Consider the following 20,909-nt stretch of genomic DNA (forward strand, 5'->3'; position numbering starts at 1 on the left):
AAGATAGTGTCATTTACTATTGAAATTATTTTCATAGTGAGTTATTATCGGCAAAAATGGATGTATTATCCTAGTAGTCTATCAGTCGATTTGTGGGAGGTTATGTCAATGAAGGGCGCTTTATCGGACTGCCGTGCGCTGGTTACAGGTGCATCAGGATTCGTAGGAACATGGCTCACTCAACATTTGCTTGAACAAGGTGCTGAACTAACCTCTATCCTGAGTGAGCTCAACCCGCGAAGCCCGTTTGCCAAAATGGGGCTGGACAAGGAAATCCGCTGTTATTATGGTTCAATTGCCGACTACCACTTAATTGAACGCGCTATCACGGACGAAAGAATTAACACCGTCTTTCATCTGGCTGCCGTATCCATGCAGGATTTGGCATACCAGATCCCCTGGCAGACGTTCGAGACCAATGTGAAGGGCACTTACAATCTGCTGGAGGTCTGCCGGATTCACAAGGACCAGATCTCCAAAATCATCATTGCCTCCAGTGACAAAGTATACGGTGACAGCCCCATTCTCCCCTATGATGAAGAGATGCCCATTCAGGGCAGGAATCCTTACGACGCCTCGAAATCCTGTTCCGATCTGATCTCCCAGAGCTACAGACACAGCTTCAGCCTGCCTATCGTGATCGGACGCTTTGGCAATATTTACGGAGGAGGCGATCTGAACTTCCGCAGGCTTGTTCCCGGGACCATACAGCGGCTATACGGCAAGCTTCAGCCTGTCATCCGAATCTCTTCAGACGGAACCTATATGCGGGACTTCCTCTACATCAAGGATTTGGTCCAGGCTTACATGGCTATGTACCATTATGAAGGACATCAGGCTGGAGAGCATGTATTTAACTTCGGGACCGGCAAGCTGTGGGAGATCCAGAAGGTTACCTCACTTATTCAGCACACAATGAATCTGGATTATATTGAACCGCACTATGAAGTTCAGAACGGCAGGGAAATTCTGCACCAGCATCTCTCCCCTGAGCGGGCCAAGGCGATTCTTCATTGGTCAGCAGATACTCCGCTGGAGGAAGGAATCAGGCAAACCGTAGACTGGTATGAACGGTACTGGCTACCCGAACCCCACACAGCAACGACAGGAGTTGTATAATCCCATGAAACCATCCGTTGTTATAACCGGCATGGGCTGCGTTACTCCTCTGGGCCAAACGCCCGGGGAGATCCATGAAGCCATGCTTCAAGGTAAAACAGCCTATAGCGCCATTAGCCTATTCGATGCATCCCCCTGCAGATGCTCCATTGGAGGTGAAATTCCGAATTTCAGTATCAGAGACCTGGGCATTTCCGGCTCTAACATGATGCTGAGATACAACAAGCTGCAGATGAAGGCCGCCTATCAGATGCTGAATGACTATGGATTGATGGCAAGTCTGGAGAATAATGCTATGAACTGTGCGGTATATGTGGCTAATCATCCGGTGAATCTGGACCCGGAGACGCTGCAGATCTTTCGTTCGATCTGCAGCAGCGGGGATGGAGACATGGATTTTTCACGGCTGGGGGATAACTTGCACCGGATTCCGCCCTTAAGCGGCGTGAAGCAATTAACCACGGTCCCCTCACACTTCATGGCCAAAACCACCGGAGCGCACGGTCCCGGCAACTTGTATTGTAATAGCGACTGCGGAGGCGTAACAGCCCTCCTGTCTGCGGCTAGGGCCATCGAAACCGGAAGAATAGAGCAAGCCATGGTATCCGCCTCCTTCAGCCCCTTCAGCGCCCATGAATTCAGGTGGTGGCTTGAAACCGGACTCGTCAGAAGCACGGCTTCACCGGAAAATCCTGAAAAGCTGGTCACCCCCTTCAGTCCGCAATCATCCGGCACGCTTATGAGTGAAGGCGCGGGTGCGATTTTCCTGGAAAGGGAAGATGTTGCTCTAAGAAATGGGCGCCCTGTTCTTGCCAAAATCCAAGGCGGGGCCAGCCTGACCGTTCCTGGTGAGACTTACTTTGGATTGTCGGGGACAGGCTTCACCAAAACTCTGGATCTGGCGCTGGAGCGTGCCAAGCTTGCCCCGGATGACATTGATCTGATGATGTGCAACGCACCGTCTGTTGCCGCTTGGGATGAAGGTGAGCTTGAGGGCATCTCTGCCGTGTGGAATGGCTCTAGCATAAGTGCTGCTGCGTTGAAGGGGTATCTTGGGTATCTCGGCCCCGTATCCGGTCTGTTGGACGTGATACTTGCTGTGCAATCGATGATCAGGCAAACCGCTGTGCCGCTGAACCACACATCCGCGCCCTCTGACAGCCGCATTGAATGGGTCCGCCAGGAGAATGCGGCCATGGCTATTGAACGGACTGTCGTGAACAGTGCAGGACCGGGCGGGGCCTACAGCGCTATCATTCTTGAGAAAGGGGACAATCACTCGCGATGAGAAGCAGAATTGTAGTAACTGGAATAAGCGCGATTACCCCTCTGGGCAACCAACTGGAATCCATTGTCACAAATCTGAAGGCGGGTCATTCAGGAATCAGGCCGATTGAACGGTATCAGGTGGGGAACCTGCCTGTTAAACATGCAGCTATGATTGACGATTCGGGGCTGGACCGGGTGCAGTACCCTGTTGCCGGCAATATTATTTTCAAGCTATTCTACTCCTGCGTGAAGGAGCTTCTGGAAACCGGCGGTCCGGGAAGGTTCTATGCTCCCGAACGCATCAGCTTAATTGTAGGCACAGACCCCAATACCTCCTCTCCTGAGGATCTCCGTTATCTGTATGTTTATGGTAATGAAGGGCAGCCTCCCTCTGAGCCGATGGATCTCGATACACTGCTCGCCAATCATCCATCGTATATGTTTTATCATGCTGCCCGTGATTTTGGCATAGGAGGCCCAAGTATAGCGAATTTCGGCACTTGCGCTGCTTCCGCGCAGGCGATTGGCGACGCCATGCTTATGCTGAGATCCGGGGATGCCGATGCGGTGATAACCGGGGGAGTCTCGTCCAAGTTGGACCCGATGTCGCTGGCCCGCCTCTGCCGGCTCGGTGCGCTTGAGCCCACGAAGGAGGATTGCACTGAGAATTGCTCCCCGTTTGACCTGAACAGGAACGGCTTTACGATTGGAGAGGGTTCTGTTCTATTTCTTCTGGAGCGTGAGGAGGATGCACTTAGCCGGCATGCGCCGATCTATGCGGAGATACGGGGGTATGGCAGCTCGCTGGACGGTTATTCCATCACCGACCCGCATGAGTCTTCTCTGGGAATGATCCTGTCCATGGAGCGGGCTATTGAGGATGCCGGAGTGCCGCTGGAGGCCATCCGCTACATTAACGCACATGGCACAGGAACACCCAAGAACGATAAACATGAGACTGAAGCGATTAAGGCAGTCTTCGGCCCCCTCGCCGGGCAACTGGACATCAGCTCCACCAAATCGATGCATGGTCATCTCATGACAGCCGCCGGGGCCATGGAGACTCTGGTAACGATACTTAGCCTGGGCAACGGGTTCATTCCGCCAACGATCAATCACAGAACCCCTGATCCCCAGTGTGACCTGAACTATACTCCGAATATATCCAAACCTGCGGACATAGAGACGGCCCTCACCAATTCATTCGGCATGGGCGGACAGAATGCGTCTCTTGTCATTGCTAAATATAAGCGGGGATGAACGAATGGAGACTCCTTCAGCATGGGCTATGTTGTACTTGAAGCGGATCGGCATGGATGCGGAGCCTCCCAGCCTGGATTATCTGCAGCGCTTAGTCAGGTCACGGATGACTCGTCTAGCGTTTGAGAATATCTCCAAGCTGCACTATCTTAAGGCCTTTGAGGAACAGCAGTTCTATCTTCCTCCGCAGGAAGTCTACATGGAGCATATGTACAGATTCGATTACTCCGGCGTGTGCCACACGGGCAATTATTATTTCTGCAAGCTGCTGCAGGAGCTTGGCTATGACGCTTATCCTATTAAATATGCTTCGCATCTGGCAACCATAGTGAAGCTTGCAGACCGGCTCTATTATACGGATGTAGCACTGGGGCATCCCACCCATTATCCGCTGGATATCTCCCAGCCGCATGAGCTTACGATTCACCACTCCCGAGTTATGGGGTATCCTGACCCGGGCAACAAGCTTAAATTCCATCTGGTGCACGGCATTACAGGCAAAGAACAGCATCACTGGACATTTCGTCCCTATGAACGCGCAGGCTTGCCCGAAGTTCACCGGCTTATTCATTGGAGTAATGAGCCGCAGCGCCTGTTCACCACCATTCTGCGGGTCTATCTGTGGCAGCCGGACCGGCAGCGCTCACTGTCTCTTGTAAATGATACATTCACCATTCGGTATCAGGAGGGCCATGAGCAAATGAAGCTGCATTCCATACAGGAGATTCAGGATATTGTGCACAATGAATTCGGTATGAGTAATCTCCCGGTTCATGAAGCTGTAGAAACCCTGGAATCCCTGGGCACACCAATATGGGGTGCATAAAATTCACTCCACCTTATCCGGAAGCAGCCCCACATTGATCATTCATTCAATGAGGGGCTGCTCTTATTTCAAACCATTCCGGTAATTGACCAGTTATGATCTACCTCCGGTATGACCGTCTGGCGGTCCCGGATATAATGAACCAGCATCTCGCGGACGCTGCAGTCCGACTCCCAGTGCTTGACGGCGCTGACCAGTCCCGAGGCCTTCAACAGGCTGCTGTAACGATAATTGTTGACGGCAAGCTGTAGCTCGTCCGTATCGGCAAGCGGTCTGCCCCGGTAGGCCAGGTGGATGATCCGCCGGCCTACCGGCTGCGAGATGTCGATCTGATAATTAATCCCGGCGAACATATCGTAGAGGTAGCTCGGCACCTCAGGATCGGCGGTGATATTCGTATCCCCGGGCTGCCACTGCCGGAAATGGGCAGCCGAAGCTTCCATATAATCCTTCAGCTCCTTGCCGGTGACGGTCACAACATACAGCACATTGTCAAAAGGATAAATGCGGTAGACATCTGCATACGTCAGCGGTCCCTGCTTCAGATCCGCCTTGTCGTTGAACAGGCTCGTAGCGGCAACATCCGCCCCGCTGGCCTCCAGCATGGCGCGCTGGATCAAGGTAATGACCGCCGTATCCTGAACTCGTCCCACTGGCAGGCCGGCAGTCTCTTCAGGTTGGAAATTAGCGGCAGCATAACCCAAAATGCCGCCCTCCCCCTCTATGGAAGGGCCACCGCCGCCATCAGCGATGAACCGGAGGGTCTCTTCATGCGCCTCGGCAACCAGACTGCAGAGTTCCGGGTCCGGCTTCCAGCCGTTCATATCTATCACCGTGACCTCCCGGCTCACAACCTTGGGCTGACCGCCGTCAAGCTCTAGTGTAACGTCGAAGCGTACAACTTCCCGCCCCCGGTCCCGCGGCCCTCCAATAACGGTATTCCCTATACGCTGGTTCACGGTAATATGCATATGGCCGACCAGCAGTACATCTGCTTCAGGAACAAGCTCCGCAATCCGTCCGGCAGCATCCGAACCGCCCTCTTCATCGAACTCTGCGACCATGCCCGCATGGGCGCTGATCACAATCAGGTCCGCCTTCCCTTCCGCCCGGAGGGAGGCGGCAATCGCCTGCGCGGTCTCGGCCATATGGCCGAACCGTAGGCCCTCTACCTTACTTCCATCCCAGCGTGGAACGTTGGGATTCGTCAGTCCGATGACCGCAATCCGCATGCCGTGCTGCTCAAGAATCACATACGGCTCTGCAAACGGCCTGCCTTCCGTATCCCAGACATTCGCAGCGAGCACCGGGAAGTTCAGCTCCTGCTTGATTCGCCCGATCAGGCCAAGGCCGAAGTTAAACTCATGGTTGCCCAGCGTCAGCGCGGCATAGCCCATGGCATTAAGTGCTGCCGCAACCGGATGCCTGTCATCCGGCCGCTTATTGTAGACATCGTCAGTCAGCATATTCCCCTGGAATACGTCACCGTTATCGATCAGCAGAATCTCGGTCCCGCTCTCTCTAAGTTCGCGGACGTAAGCGGCTACTCTGGCGAGCCCATCATTTACGGTATCGAGTCCGTCTTCATAACGGTAGCCCCACAGATTGCCATGAACATCCGAGGTAGCGATAATCACAATCTTGCACAGGTTACGGCTTGCTGCCGGTTCCATCATCTCGTTCACCCTTCTCGTCTCTTATTTCAGAATTGCGCCTGCGGTGAAACTCTTCTCCATCTGGTCGCTGAACAGCACATAAGCGAGCAGAATCGGCAGCGTGGAGATTACCATTGCTGCAGCCAGCGGTCCCCAGCTAATGCTGTACTGGCCGCTGAAGTTCATCAGCCCGAGCGGCAGCGTCCGCAGCGATTCCTTCTGGATGAAGGTTGCCGCCATCAGCAGCTCATTCCACACGGCGAGGAACACGAAGATCGCAACCGAGGCCAGAGGCGGCTTCAGCAGCGGCAGCACGACCTTGAAGAAGGACTTCACTACCCCGCAGCCGTCGATAAACGCGGCTTCCTCCAGCTCCTTCGGCATACTCCGCAGGAACGCAGACAGCATATAGACGCCAATCGGCAGATTCACGGCAATGTACGGCAGGATAATCGACAGCCGTGAGCTGAGAAGGCCAAGATTCTTCAGGATCATGAACAACGGAATCAGCGTAGCATGAATCGGCACCATGACCCCCATGAGCAGAATGAACAGAATCAGTCCGTTATATTTGAATCTCATCCGTGTCAGCGCGTAAGCCATCATCGAAGCGAACAGCAGCACGAAAAAGAGGGTAATCAGCGTAACTGACACACTGTTGAAAAAGTATTGATTCACCTTGGCGCTTACCCAGGCCTCTGAGAAATTGCTAAACCGCCATTCTGTGGGGAGCGCCCAGACCACTCCGCCGATAATCTCCGAATTATCCTTAAATGCACTGACCACAAGCCAGTAGAGCGGGAACAACTGGAGGACGGCAATGAGGCCCATCAGCAGATAGAGGCCTGTGTTTTTGGTAGTCTTCAGCATGTCCGGTCCTCCTTAATATTCAATTTTTTCACGGGTAAGCACTTTATTGAGCACCCAGGCGATGATTAGACACTCCAGCACCATGAACACAGCAAGTGCGCTGCCGTAACCGAAGTTCTGCTTCAGGAACGCTTCCTGGAACATTTTCAGAGCAATCATGGTTGTGGAATGCAGCGGTCCGCCATTCGTCATCACATACACACTTTCAAAGGTCTTAAGCGCATAAATCACGTTGAGCACGACACAGATCCGCAGCACATCAGATAATAACGGAAGCGTGATATAACGGACGGCTTTCCAGCCGACAGCTCCATCCAGCTTCGCAGCCTCATAGTACTGCTCCGAGATACCCTGGATACCGGCGAACAGTATCAGCATGTTATAGCCAACATAATGCCAGGTTGTTACGATCAGGACTGACAAGAGTGCTGTCTTGGTGTCTCCAAGCCAAGCCTGCGCCCAGCTGCCGAGGTGAGCGGCTTCCAGCAGTGTGTTCAGCATCCCAATGTTCGGATCGTAGATTTTGACCCACAGCAGACTGACCATCGTCGTTGACATGACCACCGGGAAAAAGTAAATATTGCGGAACCATTTACGTCCCTTCATTTTGCGGGAGACCAGCAGCGCCAGGCCGAACGAGAGCGGAAGCTGAACGAACACGCCTGTCAGCAGGAAGGCCACACTGTTCCATACCGCCTTCCAGAAGCTTTTATCTGCGGTGAACATCTTGGTGTAATTGTCCAGGCCCACGAAGGCCATAGGGTTAATTCCGTCCCACTCCTGGAAGCTGTAATACGCTGTCATGAGGATCGGCACGAAATAGAAGACCAGAAATACGGTTAAACCAGGCACTAGAAACAAAGCGATTAATTTCTTATCCGAGAGCGCTCTTTCCATCACTATCCACCTATCAGAGTGCAGAAAAGCGATGCGGTCCAAGAGACTGCATCGCCTTTCCCCTATTATATTTGTAAAACGTGTCTTACTCTGCCGAACGGAGCAATGTTTCCAGCTGTGCAGTGTATTCTTCAGGCGTCAGATTGCCGCCATAGAGCTGCTGCGTCATATCGCGGTATTCCTGACCTGTATCTGCCGACAGCAGGCCGAACCACATCGCTTGGGTTTTGGCTGTTTTGCTGATATCCGTAGCATAAGCGGACAGCTGCTCATTCTGCGACTCCGACTTCACTTCGCTGGCCGCATATCCGGGCAGGCCTTTGCGTACGAACTCATCATTGAGCTTGAGGGACAGCTTAATGGCGAATTCCTTGGCTTTGCCCACGTGCTTGGAGCTGTTGTTCACGAACAAGGAGTAAGGCGCCGCCGAGTTCTGGAAGCCGATCGTTGCACTGTAGACATCCTCTGCACCAGTCTTCGGGAATGCAATATATCCGAGATTATCGCCCATGGCCTTCGACAGCGCGCCGAAGTTGAAGCTGCCGTCGATCCAGATCAGAGCCTTATCGTTCTTGAAAAGCTCCTGGGCATCCAGATAAGCCGAGCCGAGAAAGCCCTTCTGGAAGGCATTGCTGCTTACCAGGGTGGCTACCTGCTTAGCTGCATCTACAAATGGAGCATCCGTAAACTTCGCATCGCCTTTAATCGCATTGTCGAAGGCGTTAACGTCCTGACGCGCTACGAGCAGGTTGTACAGCAGATCGCCCTGCCATCTTTCTTTGCCGCCAAGGGCGATAGGGATGATCCCTTTATCACCAGCCTTGGATACAAGCGCCTGAAGATCGTCCCAGGTTGCCGGAGGCGTAGCGCCCAGATCGCTCATGAGCTTTTTGTTATAGTAGAAGACCAGGGTTGTACTGATATTGGAAGGAACGGAATAGATATTGCCGTCTTCCTCCTTCACCAGCTGGTTGTCCAGAAATTTCGCGCCAAGTCCTGTGGAATCCAGGGTATCGTTCAGCGGGGCAACCGTTTTCGATTGCAGTACAGGTGTCCGGTAGGACTTCCCGGCATGCTGCTGGAAGACATCCGGAAGCTCATTGGCAGCCAGCGCAACACTGATTTTGGTCTTGTAGGTCTCGTCCTGTATGTACTCATAATTCAAATCCACGCCGACTTCCGCTGCGGTAGCCTCGGCAGCAGCCTGGTACATCGGATCTGCATCGAACATCCATAAGGAGACAGATTCCTTGCCTTCCGCCGCTTTCGCATCCTGATTCTGAGTTGCCCCTTCGTTACCATTGGCTCCTCCGCAAGCACTAAGCACTACACTGCTAAGCGCGATGGATGCTGCAACTACCCCAAGCTTTTTTCCGAACATTTGTGTTGGACCACCTTTCAATATTTCGGGTTTTGACTTACAGGTATCATCTTAACAAGTGAACCGCCGTGTACGAATGGAGATATATTGGTTCTAACAGTAAAATTTTTAGGTATGTCAGATTACTTTACACTCAATTTACGGGGCGTTCCCATGTTAACGGCAGCTTAACATAAGGTTAACTTTATTCAGCAAAAATCTAATCAGCGAAAAAGCCCGGCTGCAAAACACCGGGCCCTGCGTATAGCTGCTCTTTATGTATCCGAATAGGAGCCGCTGTATACGGTATTCGGGGTCATTCCGTAACGTTTCTTGAAGCATTTGCTGAAATAGAACGGGTCCTTATAGCCCACCTGCCGGGCTATCGTAGCAATCTTGGGCGCCGGGGCTTCCTCCCCGGAGGCCCCTTGGCTGAGCAGCTTCATAGCCTCGCCAAGACGGACGTTCGTCACATATTCCACAAAAGACTCGCCGGTCTCCTTCTTAAACGCATGGCTTAAATAGCTAGGGTTCACAAACAGAGCGCTGGCCGTACTCTGGAGTGACAATGTATCCTCGGCATAATGTGCCGTCACATAGGCAATAGTCTTGCCGATTAAGGCAGTGCCGCTGCTCTTCCGCTTCTGAGCACGGGCATCGCCTGCCTGCGGCTCCTGCACATCTCCGGCTTTGATTCTGAGCCGGTTGATGTAGCGCTCTGCCTCCCACTTCTCTGTCAGCTGCGTCCGGATCGTGCGTAGGGCCTGTTCGACAGCATCCTCATCGACGGGCTTCAGCAGATAATGGTCCGCTCCAAGCGAGATAGCCTGCTGTGCATAAGAGAAATTATCGTAGCTGGTGATGAAAATCAGCTTGGCTGCCGAATTCAGCTTACGGACCTCCCCAATGAATTCAAGCCCGTTCATATTCGGCATCTCAATATCCGTAATGATGAGATCGATATGCTGCTCCCCGATGATCTGTAGCGCGGCTGAGCCGTCATCGGCTTCTGCAGCCACCTCGAACCCGGCGGCTTCCCAATCCACCAGACGGATCAGCAGCTGCCTGAAATAATATTCGTCATCCACAATCAGGACGCGGGCTACCGGTGCTGTGCTCATAGTCTGACTGTCCCCTCTTCCTGTTGGTTCGTCTGCTTAAGCAGCGGCAAGCGCAGCTTCACTTCTACGCCCTGGCCCGGCGCAGAGGTTAGCAGGATTCCATAAGCCCCTCCGAACCGAAGGCGGATGCGGTCCTGAATATTTTGGAGTCCGAAGCTGTACCTCTCCGCGCTGTCATGCCCGGACCAGATCAGCCGCTGCTGCTCTTCACTCATGCCTTTGCCGTTGTCGCGGACGGTGAAGAGAAGCAGACTCTGTCCGTCCGTGCTTTCCGCTTCGCAGGTAATTTCACACCAGCCGCCGTCCGACATTCCTCTAATGCCATGGTGGATCGCATTCTCGACCAGCGGCTGAAGCAGCATAGTCGGCACCAGGCAGGCTTCCAGTCCCGGTCCGAACGATATCCGGTAGTTCAGCTTAGGGAAACGGATCTGCTGAATATACAGGTAGCTCTCCAGATGCTTCTGCTCCTGGGCTACCGTAATCAGCTCCTTTCCGTTACTAAGCGATATCCGGTAGAACTCTCCCAGCGCCTTCAGCATCTTGCTGATGTCCTTCGCCCCCGACATCACAGCCATCGCACGGATCGTGTCCAGTGTATTGTACAGGAAATGCGGCTTGATCTGCGAATAGAGCAGCCGCAGCTCCAGAATCCGTTTGGTCTGCTCTTCCATCTCCACTTGGACCATCAAGCCCTGGATGCGCTCCACCATTTCATTGAAGGTAGCTCCCAGCCGGCCGACTTCGTCCTCAGAATCGGCGGCGGCGCGCCGCTCCAGATTCCCGCTGCCCACCTCAACAATCACCTCGCTAAGCTGGCTGAGAGGCCGGGTCAGCCGGCGGGTGAACAGAATAGACAAAAGCACTGCTGACAGGATGCTGATCAGGCCGAACCCGGCCAGCAGCAGGGCGATTTTCCAGTACCCGTAGGTTAGCTCTGATATCGTCACCAGCTGGACTACCTTCCACTCATAGGGAGCGAGACTCTGCATGGATACTAAATAACGGTCTCCGGCGACCTCCTGGGTCCGGGTTCCTTGTGAGACTGACTTGACCCAATCCGTAAGGGATGCCTCCGCGACCGTCTGGTTCACTCTTGTGGTTTCATTCGCAGAGATGATTCTTCCGTTCCGGTTAATGACCAGCGTAGCGCTTTCCGGGTTCTGTTCATTATGATAGAGGCGGGCAAGCGTCCGCTCGTCAATGTTGACATAGATATAACCAAGCGGGGTCCCCTTCTCCATGCTCTTAATGACCCTGCCCACACTGATCATATTCTTGTGCTTCATCCCGGACAGAAAGGCAGGCGTAAGTGAATCCGCCCAGACCGCCCCGCCTCTGGCTGCATCAATCTCCGCTCGGGGGTAGATCCTAAGGCTCTCCCGGGTCACGCCGGTCAGATTGGAGGTGTAATAGAGGTTGCCATTCAAGGATTCAATAATAACAGAATCAATATTCGGCTCGGTCACCAGCATTGCAGCCAGTGTATTGTAGATCGCCTTCAGTGCAGCCACATCATTGCCGGCACCGTTATCTCTGCTGAGCAGCTTCTGGGTGTCCTGATTAATCAGCACGAACTTGGTGAAATTCTGGACCGACTGGAACACCGTCTCCATCGACTGCTTGACCAGTCTCACTTCCTGCTGTGAGCTTGCCGTGGTTCTATCCAGAGTCTGATTGAAGACAATCCGCTGAATGCTGACCATGAAAATCACCAGTGCCAGCAGGACAATCAGGAGGTTGCTTAGCAGAATCTTCCGCCGCAGCGGCATACTGCCGCTGAACAGATAGGGCAGATCCGCCCTTAACCTCTTCAAGAGGGATGGATATGACATGAACCGCTTCATCGTTCCCTCCGTTACATGTATGGTTGTACATGTATTATACACAAATTATAAAAACAGAAAAGCAGCGGCTCTGGTCGCGCGCAAAAGACCGGAACAGCCTGATACTCACTTACGCGTCCCTCCCATCACCGACGAGTCAACAATATAACCCGCGCCCTTGCAGGAGATGCTGAAATTGCGGTCATCCAGATGAATGGGGAGCGGCTCTATGCTGGCAGGTTCAGGTCAAGCAGCACCAGCTGCGGCACTTCCTGCTCGAAGATTTTCTCCACCGCCTGGAAATCTGCAACCTCCACTACCTCATAGCTGTACTTGCGCAGGATATCAGTCATCAGCGTAGGTGTTCAGGCAACAGCCCCTCCAAAGCTTGCAGCAGCCGGGATTCTGTAGCACCGGTCATGGCTTTGGCCGGAAGCACAAGGGTGTATACATATTCCTCGCGCAAGACGGATACCGCCTTGAATTGCGGGAAATTCTTGAACTGGCTAATGACCCCCTGCCCGCAGCGGCTGCTCTGCTTGATTTCGAACAGCTCGGTAGGTACGGTGAACCCGGTCTGAATCACCTTGGACATCGCTTCCTTAGCCGTCCAGAGCAAGGTTAGAAAGAGCGGCGTTGCAAGCTGGGGCCCCAGCTCATAGTTCAGTTCTTCCTCCTGCCTGCTGGTGATTCTTCTGATGGCCTCCACGGCCTTCTCGTCCACAAGCTCTATGTCAACGCCAGCGAGAAGGCGCGGATCATAGTCCACCGCCGCTCCCAGCGTATCGCAATGGGTGATGCTCACCCGGCGGGTGCTTCCCGCCACAAGCGGCTGGCACAGAATGCCGTGCTCGATCTGAATCCCGGCCAGATCCTCCTGCTCACCGGCCACGGCCATTTTGGCTGCCAACTTTCCCAGCACATAGCTATTGCGTCTCTTGGGATACTGGAAGCTGTAATACTGCTTCTTCTCCTCCGCGCTGAGATAATCGAACGGCCCCTCCTCCGCCGGCAACGAAACCAGACTCAGCTTCAGCGGGTAACATCCCTCCGGTCCTTCCAGCTCCAGTTGAATTCGTCTCACGGTCTCTGAGAGGAACACGTGGTATGACTTTGGCAAGCTTGTAAATTGCATCTTCAGGCCCCCTAAGGTATCATTCACAATCTCATTCAGCTTCCCCAGCTCGCTGGCCATCGGCGTAACCACTGAGCGGACCTTATGGGCCAGCGGCTTGCCGAGAATATACTTGCTGAAGTTCTCCAGTGTACCCGACGGGCTCAGATCGAGCAGCAGCCGCGGCCCGCCGGCAGTCAGATCCTCCAGGGCTGTGCGGAAATTCATCGGCTTCCTCACTACATCCCACAAGAATGATTCATCCACCATTTGCACATTCCCCCCGGTCATGGCCGATACCAGTGTCACTCCCGGAGCAGGCGTCTTGTAATCGAGCTTTTGCATATATGTACGGTAAGGCTTCTCCAGTTCATCGATGAATGCCGAATGAAAGGCGTAGTTCACAGGCAGCTTCAGGCTGGCCACGCCCTGTTCTCTAAGGAACTGCTGGATTTCGCCGGTATGCCCGCTTCTGCAGGCGATGGTGAAGTGCTTGTCGAAATTCACAGCGATCAGCTCGGAGCGGGTGTTCAGCTCGGCGTTCCCGTGATAGAGCTGCACATGATCCAGAACGGCAATCATCGCACCGTTGCCGCAGGTATCCTCAAGCAGCCGTACTTGCGTCACAATCAGCTCCAGCACCTGTTCAGGCGTCAGTACCTTAGCCACCGCCAGCGCAACATACTCCCCGAGACTGACTCCCAGCGTGTAGCGTGGGGTTATTCCCTCAGCTTCCAGAGTCTCCGCCAGCGCGTATTGCACCATGAAGATTGCAGGGTGGGAAAAGACAATATTTTCGAAGCTGGCGCCCTTACCTCGTGAGTTCTGATACAGCTCTTCGATCACGCTCTTGCCGGTCAGCCCATGAACAATCCGGTCCAGGCGTTCCATCGATTGCCGGAATACCGGCTGCTTCCCGAACAGTTCAAGCCCCATTTTATTATATTGCGAGCCTTGCCCGGAGAACATAAACACGATTTCGCTGTGCATTTCCGTACCCCCTGATTGTAAAGCGGCTTATTTGAAATCAAACAGTCTGGCATTATTCTTACGGTTCCTGAATTTCACAAAATGATTGATATCATCAATCTGAAAATACAGATTATTTTTGTAGAGATAGCTCATCTCTTTGCCTGGCGGATCGCCGAAGGAATGTCCCGGGTATACCCGGGTGCTGGGAGGAATCAGCCGGATGAGCCGGTGGATACTGTGGAACATATCCTCGGCCGAACCACCGCTGCTGTCGCATAAGCCGCAGCCTTCAATAAATACCGTATCCCCGGAGAACAGATGGTCCTGCCCCCAGTAACAGACACTTCCCTGCGTATGTCCAGGCGTCACAAGACAGGTGATTCGTGAATCACCGATACGAATGAGGTCCATATCCTCGACGGTTCGGAGCCTGTTGCAGCGGTATTTATAGTAATCGGCCTCAGTTTTGGAGATGTAGACAGTAGGACGATAGAGCAGTTCAAGCTTCTTCACCATATTGGTATGATCAAAATGAGAGTGGGTCAGCAGAACAGCCGTGACTGTGGCCTCATGCGAATCCAGAATACGGATCATCTGAGATACATCCCAAGACGGATCAACCACAAAAGCTTTGCGGGAGGTCTTGTCAATTCCTAGATATGCGTAGTTCAGGAAATTCATACAATGTGTTTTGATCGTAAACAGATCATAGGTTGATTCCATGCCCGCCTCCTTGAAGATTTGATAGATCTAATTTCCATTATTTATAGGATGAATCTACTAAATTATCATCTATTTTTTCGCGAACTGTCAATGAATGTTATTGCTTCCATAGCAAAAAGCCTGCAATCTAGCATTGCAGACTTTCCACATAAAAACGTATATTTCTTTTTTGTTACAAATCATGTCGAATGATTGTTGCCTACAAATTCTCCCCGTGGCTGGCGATACATTCCTTGTACCAGTGGAACGAATCTTTTTTGACCCTTCTTAAGGTGCCTTTGCCATCATTGTCTTTATCAACGTAGATCAGGCCGTATCTCTTCTTCATTTCTCCTGTTCCTGCACTGACAAGATCAATGCAACCCCAAGGGGTATAGCCCATCACTTCTACCCCATCTTCCAGTATGGCTTTTTTCATCTCTTCCACATGCCGTCTAAGATAGTCAATTCGATAAGGATCATGCACTTTATCATCCTGCTCCAGTGTATCTACGGCACCAAGACCATTCTCTACGATGAAAAGTGGAATTTGGTACTTGTCATACAGCCAGTTGAGCGTAATTCTGAGGCCGACCGGATCAATCTGCCAACCCCATTCACTGGCCGGCAGGAGCGGATTCTTGTATCCGCTGATCTCATTCCCCTCGCTCTTATCCTGGTCTGTGGGATTAGCCATAACAACAGAGCTGGAATAATAGCTGAAGCCGATATAGTCTACCGTTCCCTCGGTTAGAATTCTTGCGTCCTCAGGCGCTGTCTGGATCTCCAGGTCGTGCTGCTTCAGAAAGGCATAGTACGCGGCCGGGTACTTCCCTTTGACATGAACATCGAGCAGAAAGTAGGCTTGTTGAAGTTTTTTGACATGGGCGAGCACATCATTAGGATCACAGGTTGCTGCATAAGACGTTGGATGAAGGAACATTCCGCCGATGACAAATTCGGGATTGATCTCTTTACCCAGCTTGACTGCCCTTGCACTGGCTACCAGCATATAATGTGCTGCCTGATACATCGTTTGCAGCTTGTTCTCCCCTTCAGCCCACTTGATACCTCCTGGCTTCCAGGGCTTTCGTACAATCATGTTGATTTCATTAAAAGTCATCCAATACTTGACCTTGGTCCGGTACCTGGTACAGATGGCTTCGCAGTAGTTTAGGTAGAAATCAATCAATTTGCGGTTGCGCCATCCTCCGTATGCTGTCACCAGATGATAAGGCATCTCGAAGTGCGAGATTGTGACCACCGGCTGAATTCCGTAGGCCAGGCAAGTATCGAACAGGTCATCATAGAATTGCAGCCCTTCCTCATTCGGCTCTACTTCATCCCCGTTGGGGAAGATCCGGGTCCAAGCGATACTGGTTCTGAAGCATTTGAACCCCATCTCATGAAACAGCTTGATATCTTCCTTGTAGCGGGCATACAAATCACTTGCCTCATGGCTGGGATAATACACATTCTCTTCAATTCCATCGGTGATTCTCCGCTCTACACCATGCGCAGCAGCTGTCATCACATCTGCAACACTGACACCCTTGCCGCGCCGGTTCCAGCCCCCTTCAACCTGATTGGCTGCTACAGCGCCTCCCCACAGGAAGTCTTCTGCTAACTTGCTCATGATGACCCCTCCTCAGACTTGTATACGCAGCAGGTGCTCAGTCGGGGCCACACGACCGGCAGCAACCTGTTCTACACCTTGATAATCAAATGTATTGGAGATAATAATTGGAACGACGGTATCATATCCGGCTGCTCGGATCGCTTCAACATCATATTCCAGCAGCACATCACCTTGCCGGATAATCTGATCCTGCTGCACATGTGCAGTAAAGTGCTTGCCTTTTAGCTTGACCGTATTGATTCCGACATGTACCAGCATCTCAACACCTTCATCGGACATCAGACCGATCGCATGACGGGTTGGAAATAAGGATACAACCTTTCCGTTAAACGGGGCATATACCTTTCCATCCACGGATTCAACGGCTGCCCCGCTGCCCAGAGCAAAGATCGGATCATCAATTGCAGTGATATCTTTGATTGTTCCATTAATAGGGGAGCAGATCATAAGGGGTCCTGCCGGACAGGCAGCTCCGCTGGTCACAGGGCTAACCGGTGTGGCAGGAGCATCTCCGGAAGCAGCATTAGCGGTTGCCGGAATATCCTCTTCAATGCCCCAGATCAGCACAGCCCCCATAGCAAGAATAATACTGATTGCAATACCAATAATGATGTGAATATAGCTGTCTGCGATATAGGTTGGCAATGCCAGGATGCCCGGCAAGATTAAGGCTGTAGCACCGCCACCCCAAAAGTTAATATAAGCAGCTCCAATACCGCCGGCTAACATGGCACAGATAAATGGTCTTTTGTACTTCAGATTGAATCCGAAGATCGCCGGCTCTGTGATACCGAACAATGCGGTTACACCGCTGGATAATGCACTTGACTTGCTGGCTTTATGCTTCAATAAGAAGAATACGCCCAGACAAGCTCCGGCCTGAGCCAGATTCCCTGTCAGGTTCGCCGGAGAAATTACGGAATAGCCGTATTCTGCAATCAGCTGGCTGTTGATGGGTGTAATCGCATAGTGCATGCCGAAGATAATCAGAATCGGTCTGAAGGTTCCGAACAGGAAGGAGCCGATGACACCATTCACCGTATACAGATATGTGACAACCGCGGCTACACCCTTGCCGATGTAGGTTCCAAGCGGCCCAATGGCGATCAGTCCCAGTGGAACCATGATGAATAGCACAAGCATCGGAACGAACAGGATTTTGAACATATCCGGGATGCGTTTGTCCACGAAGCGGTATACATAACTCATGACCCATACGGAGAGAATGATCGGAATAATGGTGGATTTATAATTGACCAGCAGTAACGGTAGCCCAAAAAAGCTTATGCTGGTAATACCTGTCTCCGCTGCTTTGGCCGCCCCCTCCATAATGGTAGGGTACATGTACGCCCCTGCGAGGGCGACTGCCAGATACTCGTTTGTTTTGAATTTCTTAGCTGCACTAACCGCAAGGAAGAAGGGGAAGAAATAGAAGATCAGATCACTAATCAGATTAAAGGTTACATACGCGCCGCTTGTTGTCTCCAAGAGCTTCATGGTAGTCAGAATGGCCAGTACAGACTTGACCATGCCGCATCCGATCAATACAGGGATTACAGGTCCGAATATACCTGCAATCGTCTCTATAACCCGTGATATCACATTCTTTTTCTGCTTCACACTTTTGACTTCGATATCTGAATTCTCCAGATCGAGTCGTTCACTCACTGCATCGAATACAATTTTGACTTTTGCACCAATTATGATCTGCAGCTGTCCGCTGTTGAACTGGGCTCTGAGCACACCCTCCAGCCGATCAAGCGCTTTCAAATTGACCAGAGATTCATCTTTTACATTGAATCTCAATCTTGTTGCACAATGGGTGGCATACGTAATATTATCCTGACCTATGTTGGCAATAATCTCTTTTGCCAAATCCTCTGTTTTCATAAGTTCCCCCGCCTTCTTAGCTGTCCCTACTTGCCCCCGGCCATATGGTATAACATTTTCTCACGCAGTGCGGAGGTATCCTTGCCGAAGATTTCCGCAATCTTATAGGCGAACGGATATGGCGTTGCCGGACCCTGGCTCGTAACAAGATTCTGATCCGCTACAACGACCTGGTCTTTGAAAATACCGCCAATCAGCTTTTCCGCATAGCCCACATATCCAGTTACCTCTTTGCCTTCAATAACTTTAGCATCGGATAAGACGACGGTTCCCGAGCACATTGCAGCGATGTGTTTATTGTTCTGGTTGAAGTATTGCACCATTGCAATAACGTCCGGATTCTCTTTCAGATTCTGTCCTCCTGGACGGCCGCCCGGCAGTACAACCATGTCGTACGCTTTAACTTCTTCGCCAAAAGGCTTGTCACCCTCCACATAAATGCCGTGCATGCCCTTAACCAGCTTGTCGCCGAAATAGAATGTATCACAGGTCAGTCCGGCTCTTCTCAAGATATCTACAATGGTTAATGTTTCGCCTTCTTCGTAACCTTCCGCCATCAGTACTGCTATTTTACTCATGATGTGTATTCCTCCTATTCAGCATCAAATGCGTTGAAATATACCATTCGGTTCTTGACAGCCATACTATCTCCACCTAATGCATCCACCAATGCGTAAGCGAACGCATATGAGGTTGCCGGTCCCCGGCTTGTAATGAGATTGCCGTCAATGACAACAACATCTTCCTTAAAGGAGCCGCTCGTTTCAATCTTGTCCTGATAACCGACATAAGCGGTGAAATTCTTATTCTCCAGCACCCCTGCTCTGCCTAGTGCAAGAGGAGCTGCACACATCGCTCCTACAAATTTCCCCGCTTCATTCATCTCTTGGAGCAGTCTGATGACCCGGTCGTCATCGCGAAGATTAGCCGCTCCCGGCATGCCTCCGGGCAGTACGATCATGTCGTAGCTTTTAACATCATCACCAATAATTGCATCTGCTTTGACTACAATGTCGTGACTGCCGCGAACGAGTTCACCTGCTGTACTGAACATGTGACACTCGATCTGTGCCCGTCTCAAAATATCCACAATGGTCAGTGTTTCACTCTCTTCAAATCCTTCTGCCAGTATAACTGCAACTTTGCTCACGTTCATACCCTCCTGTTATTTCAATTCCCTGCAGGACAACAGTCGCCTGCTTACGCTTACAACGCTAATGTAGCCGCGGTTACATTCATAATTTAGCATGAACATACGCAACTCGAAAGCACATATATACTGCTTGTATGTAACTATTAGCTGCAGTATGATGGTACAGTTACTATCACAATTACCGTCAAAATCTCGAATGGATCTAACCAGGAGGTACTCATGCTCAATAACTATAAATACTTTCTAGTTCTGGCCGAAGAGCTGAACATTTCAAATGCAGCCAAACGTCTCTATATTTCCCACCAATCTTTAAGCAAATACTTAAAAGGGCTGGAAGAGAAGCATGGTGTTGCTTTTTTTGAGAGGAAGCCCAAAATAACCTTAACATCCGCCGGGAAAATCATGCAGAACACCTTGCGTCAGATTGAGCTTCTGGATCAAAATATGGAGAATCAGCTCATAGACCTTAAGGAAGATAAATCGGGTAGCATCCACTTCGGGATCACTGAAGGGCGCTATCCCATTATTGTTCCGAAGCTGTTAAAGGAGTTCTACGATCTTCACCCCAAGGTCGAGTTGATTATTCATCGAAGGACTTCACCGCAGATGCAGGAGATGGTACTGAACAATTCGCTGGATCTGTTTCTGTCTGGTGTTGATAATATTGTTACTCCACTTGTGAAGTACGAGACGATTCTCCATGAGCAGATGTATATTGTGATCTCGGACAATTTACTGAAGCAGTATTTTCCGGATCAATATCCGGGATGTATCAATACGTTTGCCGATGGTGCCGACCTCAGACTGTTCCAGCATGTGCCGTTTGTGCTGAACAAGAAAAACTTCAATTCCCGTATTCTGCTTGACAAGCATCTGTCTGAACGCGGAATATCGCTGAACTGCATTAATGAACTGACTCAGCCTGATATCCATCATCTGTTGTGTGCCGAAGACTATGCAGCCAGCTTCTGTCTCACAATGTATCTCAGGGGAATCGATGGGCTTAATGAGTCCGGTAATACGAACTCCCATCTTCATGTGTTTCCGATTTCGGACTTTGCTTACTTTAACCCGCTGGCGCTAATTTATCATAGAAATAAAATTTTCCCGTCCTATACGGAGGATTTGAAAAAAATAGTAAAACGCTACTGTAGCCCTGCATCGTATCTCCAGCAGTCGTAAGCATGCTTGATTTGCTCCTATGCATCCAAAAGTTGAGTAAGTGCAGTTAACTTG

At 51.4% G+C, this 20,909-nt stretch carries 18 protein-coding genes; 5 read left to right on the plus strand and 13 right to left on the minus strand.

Annotated elements, in window-relative coordinates; all coding sequences use genetic code 11:
• Window positions 1-108 precede the first annotated feature (108 nt).
• The 4 genes from MKX42_RS17380 to MKX42_RS17395 are packed head-to-tail and all read left to right on the plus strand — an operon-like array spanning window position 109 to window position 4,474.
• Entirely contained in the window at window positions 109-1,119 is a 1,011-nt protein-coding gene (locus tag MKX42_RS17380; RefSeq protein ID WP_340753586.1) for an NAD-dependent epimerase/dehydratase family protein, read from the plus strand.
• A 4-nt stretch (window positions 1,120-1,123) separates the two neighbouring features.
• Window positions 1,124-2,407 (plus strand): beta-ketoacyl synthase N-terminal-like domain-containing protein, encoded by a 1,284-nt coding sequence (locus tag MKX42_RS17385; RefSeq protein WP_340753587.1) that lies wholly within the window; start codon window positions 1,124-1,126, stop codon window positions 2,405-2,407.
• Entirely contained in the window at window positions 2,404-3,648 is a 1,245-nt protein-coding gene (locus MKX42_RS17390) for a beta-ketoacyl-[acyl-carrier-protein] synthase family protein (RefSeq protein WP_340753588.1), read from the plus strand. Before MKX42_RS17385 ends, MKX42_RS17390 begins: the two co-directional genes overlap by 4 nt.
• A 4-nt stretch (window positions 3,649-3,652) precedes the next feature.
• Window positions 3,653-4,474: an arylamine N-acetyltransferase gene (locus MKX42_RS17395; RefSeq protein WP_340753589.1), complete on the plus strand. Its 822-nt coding sequence runs from the start codon at window positions 3,653-3,655 to the stop codon at window positions 4,472-4,474.
• Between the two features lie 68 nt (window positions 4,475-4,542).
• On the opposite strand, the gene MKX42_RS17400 is transcribed toward MKX42_RS17395, so the two are convergent.
• The 13 genes from MKX42_RS17400 to MKX42_RS17460 form a co-directional block, all read right to left on the minus strand.
• Window positions 4,543-6,150: a bifunctional metallophosphatase/5'-nucleotidase gene (locus tag MKX42_RS17400; RefSeq protein ID WP_340757714.1), complete on the minus strand. Its 1,608-nt coding sequence runs from the start codon at window positions 6,148-6,150 to the stop codon at window positions 4,543-4,545.
• Between the two features lie 21 nt (window positions 6,151-6,171).
• On the minus strand, window positions 6,172-6,999 hold the full coding sequence (locus tag MKX42_RS17405) for a carbohydrate ABC transporter permease (protein ID WP_340753590.1): 828 nt from the start codon (window positions 6,997-6,999) through the stop codon (window positions 6,172-6,174).
• A gap of 12 nt (window positions 7,000-7,011) precedes the next feature.
• A complete protein-coding gene (locus tag MKX42_RS17410; protein WP_036690801.1) occupies window positions 7,012-7,896 on the minus strand; it encodes a carbohydrate ABC transporter permease in 885 nt (294 codons plus the stop codon).
• Between the two features lie 85 nt (window positions 7,897-7,981).
• A complete protein-coding gene (locus MKX42_RS17415; RefSeq protein ID WP_340753591.1) occupies window positions 7,982-9,277 on the minus strand; it encodes an ABC transporter substrate-binding protein in 1,296 nt (431 codons plus the stop codon).
• A gap of 254 nt (window positions 9,278-9,531) precedes the next feature.
• Window positions 9,532-10,377, minus strand: a complete 846-nt coding sequence (locus MKX42_RS17420) for a response regulator transcription factor (RefSeq protein ID WP_340753592.1) — start codon at window positions 10,375-10,377, stop codon at window positions 9,532-9,534.
• On the minus strand, window positions 10,374-12,224 hold the full coding sequence (locus MKX42_RS17425) for a sensor histidine kinase (RefSeq protein WP_340753593.1): 1,851 nt from the start codon (window positions 12,222-12,224) through the stop codon (window positions 10,374-10,376). The genes MKX42_RS17420 and MKX42_RS17425 overlap by 4 nt, the downstream gene beginning before the upstream one ends.
• Window positions 12,225-12,430: 206 nt before the next feature.
• Window positions 12,431-12,556 carry a hypothetical protein gene (locus MKX42_RS17430; protein WP_340753594.1) on the minus strand — a complete coding sequence of 42 codons (126 nt, stop codon included), beginning with the start codon at window positions 12,554-12,556 and terminating at the stop codon, window positions 12,431-12,433.
• Window positions 12,556-14,307, minus strand: a complete 1,752-nt coding sequence (locus tag MKX42_RS17435; protein ID WP_340753595.1) for an acyltransferase domain-containing protein — start codon at window positions 14,305-14,307, stop codon at window positions 12,556-12,558. The genes MKX42_RS17430 and MKX42_RS17435 overlap by 1 nt, the downstream gene beginning before the upstream one ends.
• A 27-nt stretch (window positions 14,308-14,334) precedes the next feature.
• Complete coding sequence (locus tag MKX42_RS17440; protein WP_340753596.1) at window positions 14,335-15,012, minus strand: MBL fold metallo-hydrolase; 678 nt, start codon at window positions 15,010-15,012, stop codon at window positions 14,335-14,337.
• Between the two features lie 199 nt (window positions 15,013-15,211).
• Complete coding sequence (locus tag MKX42_RS17445; RefSeq protein ID WP_340753597.1) at window positions 15,212-16,627, minus strand: 6-phospho-beta-glucosidase; 1,416 nt, start codon at window positions 16,625-16,627, stop codon at window positions 15,212-15,214.
• 12 nt (window positions 16,628-16,639) lie between these two features.
• A complete protein-coding gene (locus tag MKX42_RS17450; protein ID WP_340753598.1) occupies window positions 16,640-18,520 on the minus strand; it encodes a glucose PTS transporter subunit IIA in 1,881 nt (626 codons plus the stop codon).
• Between the two features lie 26 nt (window positions 18,521-18,546).
• Entirely contained in the window at window positions 18,547-19,098 is a 552-nt protein-coding gene (locus MKX42_RS17455) for a DJ-1 family glyoxalase III (protein WP_340753599.1), read from the minus strand.
• 14 nt (window positions 19,099-19,112) lie between these two features.
• Window positions 19,113-19,670: a DJ-1 family glyoxalase III gene (locus tag MKX42_RS17460; protein WP_340753600.1), complete on the minus strand. Its 558-nt coding sequence runs from the start codon at window positions 19,668-19,670 to the stop codon at window positions 19,113-19,115.
• A 222-nt stretch (window positions 19,671-19,892) separates the two neighbouring features.
• Between MKX42_RS17460 and MKX42_RS17465 the strand changes: the two genes are divergently transcribed.
• Window positions 19,893-20,855 carry a LysR family transcriptional regulator gene (locus tag MKX42_RS17465; protein ID WP_340753601.1) on the plus strand — a complete coding sequence of 321 codons (963 nt, stop codon included), beginning with the start codon at window positions 19,893-19,895 and terminating at the stop codon, window positions 20,853-20,855.
• Window positions 20,856-20,909: the final 54 nt, after the last annotated feature.

The organism is Paenibacillus sp. FSL R7-0204, assembly GCF_038002225.1.
Classification (GTDB): Bacteria; Bacillota; Bacilli; order Paenibacillales; family Paenibacillaceae; genus Paenibacillus_AQ.

Excerpts from the sequence above, each read along its gene's own strand:
- MKX42_RS17380 (WP_340753586.1), top strand. The coding sequence starts at position 109 with ATGAAGGGCGCTTTATCGGACTGCCGTGCGCTGGTTACAGGTGCATCA.
- MKX42_RS17385 (WP_340753587.1), top strand. The coding sequence starts at position 1,124 with ATGAAACCATCCGTTGTTATAACCGGCATGGGCTGCGTTACTCCTCTG.
- MKX42_RS17390 (WP_340753588.1), top strand. The coding sequence starts at position 2,404 with ATGAGAAGCAGAATTGTAGTAACTGGAATAAGCGCGATTACCCCTCTG.
- MKX42_RS17395 (WP_340753589.1), top strand. The coding sequence starts at position 3,653 with ATGGAGACTCCTTCAGCATGGGCTATGTTGTACTTGAAGCGGATCGGC.
- MKX42_RS17400 (WP_340757714.1), bottom strand. The coding sequence starts at position 6,150 with ATGATGGAACCGGCAGCAAGCCGTAACCTGTGCAAGATTGTGATTATC.
- MKX42_RS17405 (WP_340753590.1), bottom strand. The coding sequence starts at position 6,999 with ATGCTGAAGACTACCAAAAACACAGGCCTCTATCTGCTGATGGGCCTC.
- MKX42_RS17410 (WP_036690801.1), bottom strand. The coding sequence starts at position 7,896 with ATGGAAAGAGCGCTCTCGGATAAGAAATTAATCGCTTTGTTTCTAGTG.
- MKX42_RS17415 (WP_340753591.1), bottom strand. The coding sequence starts at position 9,277 with ATGTTCGGAAAAAAGCTTGGGGTAGTTGCAGCATCCATCGCGCTTAGC.
- MKX42_RS17420 (WP_340753592.1), bottom strand. The coding sequence starts at position 10,377 with ATGAGCACAGCACCGGTAGCCCGCGTCCTGATTGTGGATGACGAATAT.
- MKX42_RS17425 (WP_340753593.1), bottom strand. The coding sequence starts at position 12,224 with ATGAAGCGGTTCATGTCATATCCATCCCTCTTGAAGAGGTTAAGGGCG.
- MKX42_RS17430 (WP_340753594.1), bottom strand. The coding sequence starts at position 12,556 with ATGACTGATATCCTGCGCAAGTACAGCTATGAGGTAGTGGAGGTTGCA.
- MKX42_RS17435 (WP_340753595.1), bottom strand. The coding sequence starts at position 14,307 with ATGCACAGCGAAATCGTGTTTATGTTCTCCGGGCAAGGCTCGCAATAT.
- MKX42_RS17440 (WP_340753596.1), bottom strand. The coding sequence starts at position 15,012 with ATGGAATCAACCTATGATCTGTTTACGATCAAAACACATTGTATGAAT.
- MKX42_RS17445 (WP_340753597.1), bottom strand. The coding sequence starts at position 16,627 with ATGAGCAAGTTAGCAGAAGACTTCCTGTGGGGAGGCGCTGTAGCAGCC.
- MKX42_RS17450 (WP_340753598.1), bottom strand. The coding sequence starts at position 18,520 with ATGAAAACAGAGGATTTGGCAAAAGAGATTATTGCCAACATAGGTCAG.
- MKX42_RS17455 (WP_340753599.1), bottom strand. The coding sequence starts at position 19,098 with ATGAGTAAAATAGCAGTACTGATGGCGGAAGGTTACGAAGAAGGCGAA.
- MKX42_RS17465 (WP_340753601.1), top strand. The coding sequence starts at position 19,893 with ATGCTCAATAACTATAAATACTTTCTAGTTCTGGCCGAAGAGCTGAAC.